Here is a 9,993-nt window from a genome sequence, read left to right as displayed (position 1 = left end):
TGGTTGTTATTAGTTATTATCACCAACAAATAACAACCAACAAATAACAACCAACAAATAACAACCAACAAATAACCAATGCCCAATGCGCAATGCCCAATGACCAATGACTAATGATTGTAAGCTTCCAGAATTACCTTCGCCGCTTGATGGCCGGAAAGAGTCGCACCTTCCATGCTGTCGATATAGTCTTGCTGAGTGTAACTTCCTGCTAGAAAGAAATTAGTAACAGGAGTTTTTTGAGCGGGGCGGTAAACATCCATTCCCGGCGCTTCGCGATACAGAGATTGAGCCAGCTTAACCACACTGTACCAAGTCATATTTAATTCCCGTGCTGAGGGGAATAAATCCTGAACTTGCTTGAGTACGTGTTGGGCGATCGCCTCATTGCTTTGTTTGATAAACGGATCGCCCGGTGTCAGCACCAACTGCAACAGAGAACCTTGTCCTTCTTTATAATAATCCTTAGGACTTGTCAGCGCCAAATCGGCAAAACAAGAAAAATCTGCATCTGCTGAATATAGCAAATTATCAATTCCGACAGCATGGCTCAACTGTTTGCGCTGCGCTTCATCTTCCAGTTCCGTTACCCAACCATCGAACCGTAATTGTACTGTCGCAACTGGTACCGCATCTAACTTATAAATGTTGTCAAATTCCGACCATTTGCGCCAAGCTGGAGGCAATATTTTTTGAATCCCAGGCACATCTAAGGCAAAAACATAAGCATCGGCGGTAATAATTTCTTCAGTTTCGCCGCTGGCTACTGCTAAGCCTGTGACGCGAGTTTCTGTGCCTTCTTGAAACTGAATTTCTCGCACTCTGCGCCGCGTGTGAATTTTGGTTCCTTTACTTTCCAAATATTCGACAATTGGTTTGTGCAAATATTCGTTGGGAGAACCCGCCAGCATCCGCATCACAGAGGCTTCGGTTTTCGATGCAAAGAATTGGAAGATTGTCAACATACACCGAGCAGAAATATTTTCGGTGTCGATAAAACCTAGTGCGTAGGCGATCGGGTTCCACATTCTTTTGAGGGAGTTTTGGTTGCCGCCTTGACTGCGGAACCAGTCAGCAAAGCTAACTTTATCCAAATTGCGGATGGTTTTCATTGCTCCCTCAAAGTCGATCAAACCACGGACGATGGGGCTAGTTCCCAGGGCGATCGCATTTTGAATTTTGTCTTGTACGGTTAGCTGGGATGTCGTGAAAAATGCCTTCAATCCGTGCAGAGGAGCACCCACGGGAAAGCGAAAATCCAAAGAACCAGTTTCGCCGCCTCGATTGATAAAAGTGTGGACGTGATCTTTGAGGAGCAAATCGTCAAAAGCTCCCACCTTTTTCATCAAAGCAAATAAGTTATAATAGCAGCCGAAGAATACGTGCAAACCCATTTCAACGTGATTCCCGTCGGGATCTACCCAACTGCTGACTTTGCCGCCGACAAAAGGGCGGGATTCAAAAATTTCTACTTCGTGGCCGGCATCCACTAAATCCACTGCTGTGGTCATTCCAGCCAGTCCCGCACCTGCGATCGCAACCCGCATTTTACAATTCCTTATCCAGTATTTTTACAGATTGTAACAAGTTTTAGAGTTTCCGAAACATTCTAAAGTGCGTAAATGCCGATCGCAACTTGCACCCCTCTCTGAATTCTCTTTAAAAAATCCGCACTAATTTCACCGTAAGGGCCTTGTTCCAGATAAGTCTTTTGGACTGCTAGAATTTGCTCGCAGACAGCGAGTGAGTCCGATTCTAACCCTCCTACCCCCGCAGGAATCAAAATCCGAGTCGGAGTTTCCCCGCCGCTCAAATCGCTAGTAAAAGGCACAATCAGTACAGTACGGCTCAATTCATTGCGACTATTTATGGAAACGACAGCAACAGGACGTTTTTTGGTATCTCCTATCGCTCGCAAAGCTCTCACCAGATAAACTTCGCCTTGTCTCGGATAAGCTTCTGTCATTATATCAAAGACCTTCCTCTATTAAAATTTCTTCCATTTGTGCCTCGGCAAATGTTGCCCATTCTTCTTCAAAATCAATATCTTCTTGACTGCGGTCGAGATAAAATTTCCGCAACTTATCTTCTATTTGCTTAGCGTACCAGAGACGGAGAGCTTGTTCGATCGCCTCCGTCCAATTATCAGTAAGCTGGTCTATTTTGTCAGCGAATTCGGCGTCAAGGGCGACCAACACTTCTCGCTTTTGAGTAGAATTTGACATAATCATTCTCCTGAATAGTTCAACAAGTAAGGTGCGCCGAAGAACACCTTACATATTACTTTTACATCTTTCCTCTTTCCTATTTCCTCTTACCTCTTCGATCGGACTTCTTCCGACTTCCATTCGTTACATCCGTTACATCCGTTACATCCGTTACATAATCCGTTGCCGAACTTCCTTCTTCCTTCTTCGTTCAAAACATCGGCATCAACTGAAGCGGCCCAATTCCTAAATCTTTAGCAGACACCCAGCGCACCTCAAACAAAGCAATCATATCCTTAAACTGAGGCTGACCGCGAGAAGCACCCATCAACCCTTTAGCAATCACCAAACCGCACCAACCGTTCGTTAATTTACAGCGGTGCTCCCACTTTTTGCGAGCTTCTTGATGCACCGGGTCGTCTTCGTTAAACTCCCCAAACAAATAGAGTTCGCCATTTTTAGTTTGCAAAATACCCAAATCGTATTGCTCGTCTTGAAAAGGATCTTCGCCGGGATTAAAGCAGATTGCCTTTACCCCTCCAGCTTCTTTCAAATCCTGAATCATAGTTTTCGCCTTGGGATGGGAAGTTTGAATCATCACTACTGGTAAACCGTCTCCGTCGGCATTAATATGGACTTCTGCACCTTGGTGAAACTGGGCAGAACCGCGCAGAAACTCCACAGTTTCCCAAGGTACGACGCCGAGACTCAAGAATGAATTTGGCGGCACCAAGTCGTCCCGCAGCAGCGGCATTTCAAATTCATCATCATCATCATCATCATCATCATCTTCTTCATCATCATCGTCATCACTGAGCATCTCTAATAGTTCGTCGGACACCTCAGGCATCGTTGAAACTTTAACTGATATCTGTTGAAGTTCTCCGTCCGACTCCGGAATAGGGATGCGGTAGCGGCTGTTGAGAGTGGGAAATATGTCTGATCCCAATTTCCGGCGGCTGTTGCGGAAAAAGCGGTGAAATGCTTCGAGAGCAACTAACATAGTCAGGGCTTCTTCTTCGTAAAGAATCGATCGCAATCCTTCTAAGGGATGCAGGTTGCCAAAATTCGGTTCAATTTCAGATGGAGGCAAATCTGCTAAATCAATTTGGTCTTCTTCGTCATCCTCATCAAAATCGCCCGCACTTTCAAAAGTGAGAAATAAACAGTCCTGTCCTAAAAAAGCCTGTTCTAAATCTTGAAAAGAGTCGTCATTAACAACTCGCTCTCGAAAGCGTTTCAGGGATTCTAGAGATCGGTAGAGCAAAACTCCGTAATCCATTCTGCCTTGACCCAATACGGACACGTAGAGGCTGGCGACATCCCACTGATTGATTTCAATAGATATAATCTGGTGTTCGCTCAAAGTCCGCCAGGGAGCGTCGTGCCAAATTTGAGCTGCTTTTTCCATTAACACTTCAGCGTACTGAGGCGGCAACTCAGGAGGCCTGTTGACAGCTACCTCTTGCATTCCCCGAAATATTTCGTCAATTAGGGGCAATTCCGGTACGTAGTCAATGGAAATACCTAAATCTTGAAGTACGCCACGCAGGTAAAATTGAATTTCTCGGTTTTTGACGACAATTTTTTGGGGGCGGACTGAGGGAGCCGGACTTTGGGGATGTTCCATGGCCCGCAGCAAAGCCCGGACGATCGCCTCTGGGCCGGCATCTGGGCCCACCACGTCCATAGCCCTGACTACGCCTTCAGAGCCGTCCACCCAGAGAATACACTCACCACCAGCTTCCGGATCGTCGTCGTCCTCTAGGATCATGTGCGAGTCAGCATTAGATAACGGTCGGCGGTCGCCCTCCCACACGCTGGGAATTTGAGGTAAGTTTTGTAGCCGACGAAGAGTAGAGCGATTCAGCGCTGCCATAGAGTAAGCCCGTTGGGTGAAGCATTGTTGCGGTGCCCGTAGCCGGTCAACCGCTGCTTCTCAATCATAAACCCTGTAGGGGGAGAGGACATCAAGCTTGGGAACCAGGCCTCACGCTAATTAAAAATTTCCGACTAAAAATTCTGCCTTCAGTTGGCGGTTGACAGTTGACAGCAAAGCAGTTGACAGCAAAGCAGTTGACTGACGGCAGGACTGATGACGGCAGGACTGATGACTGATGAATGATGACTTCCTTACTTCCCTGTACAATTGAGGAATAAGATTAAACTCAAGCGCATTGCACAGTCTTAGGAGTTCGGCAAATTATGACTCAAGCGATTTCACAACAGCGAGGGATTCAAATGACGGACTCTGCTGTTCGTCAAGTTTTAGCTCTTCGAGAAAAACAAGGTAAAGACCTCTGCTTGCGAGTAGGGGTGCGCCAGGGCGGCTGCTCTGGTATGTCTTACGTGATGGATTTCGCAGACCCCAGCACGGTGAAATCCGACGATGAAGTGTTCGACTACGACGGTTTTCAAGTAGTTTGCGATCGCAAGAGCATTCTTTATCTATACGGTTTGGTGCTCGATTTCAGCGATTCCATGATCGGTGGCGGCTTTAAGTTTACGAACCCGAACGCTACTCAAACTTGTGGCTGCGGCAGTTCTTTTTCTGCTTAAATGGGAAAATTGCTTGGGACATGGGCCAGGGGCATGGGTAATTGGTCTCCAGCTAATTGCTGAGAATTCGCTGACAATAGCGCGATCGACCATTAGCCTCGGACTGACTTCCTGTGTCCGACACCCCATGCTTTCGAGCAATTCTAAAATCTAAAATCCAAAATCCAAAATCGAATGACTCCTGAAGAAATGTTTAAAGACGGTTTCGATCGCTACCAAGCTGGCGAAGCCCCTGCTAATCTGATCCCTGTGTTCAAAGAATTGTGCGAAAAATCCCCCAAAAATGGCAATGCTTGGGCTAGCCTCTCGTGGCTTTACCTGCTGGAAAATAAACCCACATCGGCTCAAAAGGCAGCGAAAACCGCCGTTAAATTGAACCCTCACGACCCTCAAGCTCGCATCAACCTAGCAGTCGCGATTTTGGATCTCAAAGAAAAAGGGGTGCGCCCCCACGTTGAAGTGGCTCAGCAACTCCTGATGGCTTCCGATGAGTTGTTCGACGAAGTTAAAAAAAATTTTGAAGAAGGACTCAGCAGAAAACCGGACTGGAAGAGTCTCGCCCGCGTTAAACAGTGGCTTCTGGAGTCGTAACCACCTATAAAAGCCGATTTTGTCGCGGGGATCAATGAAATCGGCTTGGGGATTTATTACGATTTCGTAATAAATCAATAAATAACTTTATGGAAAACTCAGAAAGGCAGTGCTAGTATTTGAAAACTTAGACGATCGACAAACCGGCACAGCGGTTTTCAGACTTGACTACCATAAATACTAGGAGTTGTAACGACATGAGCAACGACAGCCACGTTAACATCAAACCAGCAACCCGCAACCACAAAGGTTTCTTTATTCAGCCTGCTTCTTACAAGTTGATGAGCATTGATAAATCCGGCTGGGCATTGATTTGCATGGACAAAGCAGTTTGTCATTATGTAGATCCTGATGACTTGCAATTGCCGAATAAGTCCGGAACGTCTGAAGGTTAACCCAGAAGTTTTTGAGAGACATTAAAATGCTTTACTGAAGTAGCTGCCCTCGATTGAGAGGCAGCATCTTTTTTTTGTCAGTAGTTAGTAGTCAGTAGTCAGTAGTCAGTAGTCAGTTGTCAGTAGTCAGTTGTCAGTAGTCAGTTGTCAGTTGTCAGTTGTCAGTAGTCAGTTGTCAGTAGTCAGTTGTCAGTTGTCATCAGTCAGTTGTCATCAGTCAGAAGGAAGAAGTCAGAAGGAAGAAGTTTGGCAACGGATTCGCTGGCGCGAGATTTAATCGATAGAAAAATTACCGATTCCCAATTACCGATTCCCAATTACCGATCGCCGGCGTTGCTAGATTTGATAGAAAAATTACCAATTACCGATTACCAATTCCCAATGACCGATCGCCTAATTGTTAGATTTGAAGGCGAACAGCATTTCAAGCTGAGCAGTTGTAGGTTCTGTAGAAGCTGTGGCGACGCTGACTCCTCGGAGAGAATTGAGCAATTCAGAGACGGGCGGCGAAACCAAATTGGGCTGTACAGCAAGCAAATAACGGTTCGCCCATGACATGGTTTTTTCCATATCTATGTAAAAATAACCTTGGTTGGCTTGCGGTAAAGAAGTGGCGATCGCCTGAAAACTCGGACTGCTGCTTAACGGTTGCGGCGGCGTCGAAGTAATCACATCCACTAAAGGGCCGCCGAAAGCGACAAACACAGAATTTTGATTCAGCCAACCGTGCCCGAATAAAGTGCCTTGTTGCGGTATTTGCCATTCTGTAACTTCTTTCCCCTGCACTTGTCTGGGGGCGACGCTGACTGTGGGATTGCTTTTGGCGATCGCATCGAGTTTTTTGAGGGTGGCTTCCGCTGCGGGGCGATCGCTCGTTTCAAAAATCATCGCCGCCCCCATCCCCAACTGAGACAAAATACCTCGATCCGAACCGATCGCCCCGATCGCAAATTCGCCATTCATCCACCCAAAAACATCACGATCTGCATCCAAATCCAAGCGTTTAAAACTACTTCTCACCTGCTGAATGCCCCTGTCAACTTCCGGGCTATCTTTTGCTTCAGCCGTCGCCTGCGACCAAAATTGATTAATGCCCTTCCCACCGAGTACAGCAATGGTTTCACCGGGAAATCTGGGTAACAGTTTCGATGGGAGTTGCGGCTTTTGCTGCGCGAATTTAGGATCTAACTGAGCGATAGTTTTGATTCTCACTCCCGAAGTGTCCGCCCCAATTCCCGCTACCAAAGACTTAACTTGTTTGAACTGGGAAAGCATTGTCGAAGGTAACTGAAAATCATCTGGCAAATTAGCTTTCAATTGCTGGATGGCGGCAGGATAGTCAGCAATGTAAATAGTTGCGATCGGATTCGGTACGCCAGCACTCTCTGCAAAAAACTTAGTTGTACTCTGCTGCGTGGCGAGGGAGGGCGAGCCTTTAAAAGTATCGATCGCCAATTCTACAGGCTTTCTCAAAGGAGCCATCACTAATTGATCGTTCAATAAAGCCACACTGTAGCGCTTGCCGGTTGGCTCTGCAATTTCCGAAATTTTAACTCCTTTGTACTCAGTTTCTTGAGTTTTTGCACCTTCCTGAGATTTTAATTTATTAGCAAAATTCCAAGCGCTAATTTTATTTTTGACGCTGACGACAAGCAGGAGCTTAGGAGCCTCATTTTTCGCTCCAGCATCCGGTGGCAACAAAGCGACCATCACCCCCCCCAGCCAGGGCTTTAAGTCCCTCTCAAAGTCGATTTGAGTGCCTGCCAAGCTTTGTTCTTGAAAAGCCTTCAAACCCCCACCGATTAACTTTTGAGCACCGGGAGTGCCAAATCGCTGCAACTGTGACAGCGCTTGGGGATTGGGGGAGATGAAGGCGGCCATGGTTGCTTCGTCGGGTACAACTTTGGCGCTGTCTTGGGGGGTGGATACTTGTTGGCTCAAACCGTGGAAGTAAAGGTACACCGCGGCGCTACCTGCTGCGACGATGGCGGCAGCAATTAGAAGCTTTGGTTTTTTTGCAGGCATTGTTTGTTTTCCTCGCGTCCCCTATCAGTTTAATGAAAATTCAGTGGGGTTGTGGGGAGCCGATCGAACAGGCTATTTATTTTTATATAATTTAAAATGGGTTTGGGCGATCGTGTAAACTGCTGTTGATTTGACATCCTCTCCGGCATCAATCCACGGAGATTCCCAAACCTCACGATTTGAGTTTTTGACTCACTGTCGCATACCACAGTTAAAATCATGTACTGTCTTACACAGAGTCCACAGACTTTCGACCCATTCGGGAGTCCCGATTCCGCGAGCATGGCGGTACGGTTTCAGCAAACAATTGCTATTTTATACTTGTTACTTAGAGATTTTACCCAAACAAGCCTTCCTGTTTGGAACCCCCTACCTCTAGTTTTCAAGGTGCTGCGCGGATACTTGGTTTTCGATTCCGCTGGTTTTAATTTTAACAAAAAAGCCGTCCTCAAAGGACGGGGTTTCAGACCCAGGAGTTTTGGATGAAAGTAGCGATCGCGGGAGCAACGGGATTTGTCGGTAGCCGGTTGGTGGAGAAGCTGCAAGCAGCCGGACATCAAGTGGTGGTTTTGAGTAGAGATGCGGCCAAAGCTGGGCGAGTTTTTCCGGCTTCGGCTTATCCAAATTTGGAAGTTGTCGCCTATACTCCGGCGGAGTCTGGTGATTGGCAAAAATCGATCGCGGGCTGCGATGGTGTTGTCAATTTAGCTGGGGTGCCGATTGCGGAGGAAAGGTGGACGGCGGCGCGCCAACAGGCGATTCTGGACAGTCGCAAACTGACGACGGCAAAATTGGTTGAGGCGATCGTCAATGCTAATCCTAAACCATCGGTGTTTGTGAGCGCATCGGCGATCGGCTATTATGGAACCAGCGAAACCGCTGAGTTTGACGAAAATAGTCCTGCGGGAAACGATTTTTTAGCAGCAGTTTGCAAAGACTGGGAAGCAGCAGCCCAACCTGCAAAAAATGCGGGCACGCGGCTAGTAATTTTGCGATTGGGAATAGTTTTGGGAATGGGAGGCGCCCTAGCAAAAATGCTGCCACCTTTTAAACTATTTGCTGGCGGCCCAATTGGCACAGGAAAACAGTGGTTTTCTTGGGTTCATCGCGAGGATGTGGTTGATTTAATTTTGTACGCCCTGCAAAATTCGCAAGTTGAAGGCGTTTTGAATGCGACAGCACCGAATCCGGTACGGATGAATGAATTGTGCCAAACTTTAGGAGAAGTTTTAAGTCGGCCTTCTTGGTTGCCCGTGCCAGCTTTTGCTTTAGAATTGCTGTTAGGAGATGGTGCTAAAGTTGTTTTGGAAGGGCAGAAAGTTTTGCCGAAACAAACTTTGGCTAGCAGTTTTCAATATCAGTATCCGACGCTTAAATTAGCATTGGAAGAGATTTTGGCTGGTAATTAAATCCTGCGTTTTTAGAATCTAAGAGGGCGGGCACGGGGCACCGCCCCTAGGATGAATCAGGGCGGACACGGCGAAAATATATCGTTTTGTGACTCTGCGATCTGTGCGCCCTCTGCGGTTCATTAAAAAAGCTAAATTGTATGAACAATGAAGAAGTAGCAGCAACCTTAAAAATCCCCGAAAAACTTCCATTTCTTCAGGCTATCTGTTGGCAAATTGCTGATGTCAAACTTTTGACTATCAAAGAAATGCTATGCCGCTACGAATCGGGCTGGAATTATTGGGGGATTTTGGGGAAACCTAGCTCGGAGGAATTGTTTTTTATTCAGCTAATCAGCGAATTCTATCATTCTTGGTTGGTGGCGGAACTTGACAGTATTTGCTCATTTCCGGAAACTCCAAAAAATAACGTGATTTATCGCTCGACCTTTAAGCACGAATTCCATCAAAAAATCTTAACTGTACTCAGCCATTTAAACGTGGAATTTCTACAGGAATGTCGGGCTTACTTTGGTGGCGGAACGCTGGTAAGTATGCAGCAGGGGGAATATCGGTTGAGCAAGGATATTGATTTTATGTGTCCGATGGATGGCGGCTACCGTCTCCTGCGCCGCCGAGTTGCTGAAGGCGGTTATGATGCGATTTTTTCTGGGCGCGATTTCCTTTTCTTACCACAGGACATTCAAGCCAACCAGTACGGGATCAGATTTCCGGTGATTGTGGAGGGGACAACGATTAAGTTTGAGATGGTTTTTGATACTCCCCACCGATGAATCGGGGGGATTCTTGACTAAGACCACAAAGGGA

Annotated in this window: 10 protein-coding genes; 5 read left to right on the top strand and 5 right to left on the bottom strand. The window is 46.7% G+C overall.

Annotated elements, in window-relative coordinates:
• Positions 1-110: 110 nt before the first annotated feature.
• The 4 genes from zds to QT974_RS24580 form a co-directional block, all read right to left on the bottom strand.
• Positions 111-1,547, bottom strand: coding sequence for a 9,9'-di-cis-zeta-carotene desaturase (gene zds / locus QT974_RS24595; protein WP_333471033.1), 1,437 nt, complete (start codon positions 1,545-1,547; stop codon positions 111-113).
• A gap of 62 nt (positions 1,548-1,609) precedes the next feature.
• Positions 1,610-1,966, bottom strand: a complete 357-nt coding sequence (locus QT974_RS24590) for a type II toxin-antitoxin system PemK/MazF family toxin (protein WP_333471032.1) — start codon at positions 1,964-1,966, stop codon at positions 1,610-1,612.
• Positions 1,967-1,970: 4 nt separating this feature from the next.
• A complete protein-coding gene (locus tag QT974_RS24585) occupies positions 1,971-2,225 on the bottom strand; it encodes a hypothetical protein (protein WP_333471031.1) in 255 nt (84 codons plus the stop codon).
• A 193-nt stretch (positions 2,226-2,418) separates the two neighbouring features.
• Positions 2,419-4,086 (bottom strand): DUF6930 domain-containing protein, encoded by a 1,668-nt coding sequence (locus tag QT974_RS24580; protein WP_333471030.1) that lies wholly within the window; start codon positions 4,084-4,086, stop codon positions 2,419-2,421.
• Between the two features lie 326 nt (positions 4,087-4,412).
• Between QT974_RS24580 and QT974_RS24575 the strand changes: the two genes are divergently transcribed.
• From QT974_RS24575 to QT974_RS24565, 3 genes are all read left to right on the top strand, one after another.
• Positions 4,413-4,766: a HesB/IscA family protein gene (locus QT974_RS24575; protein ID WP_293334033.1), complete on the top strand. Its 354-nt coding sequence runs from the start codon at positions 4,413-4,415 to the stop codon at positions 4,764-4,766.
• Between the two features lie 174 nt (positions 4,767-4,940).
• Complete coding sequence (locus tag QT974_RS24570; protein ID WP_333471029.1) at positions 4,941-5,357, top strand: tetratricopeptide repeat protein; 417 nt, start codon at positions 4,941-4,943, stop codon at positions 5,355-5,357.
• 197 nt (positions 5,358-5,554) lie between these two features.
• Complete coding sequence (locus tag QT974_RS24565) at positions 5,555-5,752, top strand: hypothetical protein (protein WP_332991026.1); 198 nt, start codon at positions 5,555-5,557, stop codon at positions 5,750-5,752.
• A gap of 393 nt (positions 5,753-6,145) precedes the next feature.
• Here QT974_RS24565 and QT974_RS24560 read toward each other — a convergent pair whose 3' ends face one another.
• Positions 6,146-7,777: a DUF3352 domain-containing protein gene (locus QT974_RS24560; RefSeq protein ID WP_333471028.1), complete on the bottom strand. Its 1,632-nt coding sequence runs from the start codon at positions 7,775-7,777 to the stop codon at positions 6,146-6,148.
• A 482-nt stretch (positions 7,778-8,259) separates the two neighbouring features.
• Here QT974_RS24560 and thyD point away from each other — a divergent pair, with 482 nt between their 5' ends.
• Both thyD and QT974_RS24550 read left to right on the top strand, forming a co-directional pair.
• On the top strand, positions 8,260-9,186 hold the full coding sequence (thyD, locus tag QT974_RS24555; protein WP_333471027.1) for a thylakoid membrane protein ThyD: 927 nt from the start codon (positions 8,260-8,262) through the stop codon (positions 9,184-9,186).
• Positions 9,187-9,326: 140 nt separating this feature from the next.
• Positions 9,327-9,959 (top strand): nucleotidyl transferase AbiEii/AbiGii toxin family protein, encoded by a 633-nt coding sequence (locus QT974_RS24550; protein WP_333471026.1) that lies wholly within the window; start codon positions 9,327-9,329, stop codon positions 9,957-9,959.
• Positions 9,960-9,993: the final 34 nt, after the last annotated feature.

The organism is Microcoleus sp. BM001215392, from assembly GCF_036700185.1.
In the GTDB taxonomy this organism is placed as follows: domain Bacteria; phylum Cyanobacteriota; class Cyanobacteriia; order Cyanobacteriales; family Microcoleaceae; genus Microcoleus.
Note: the sequence above shows the minus strand (reverse complement) of the source record. Positions and strands in the feature narration are given on the sequence as shown.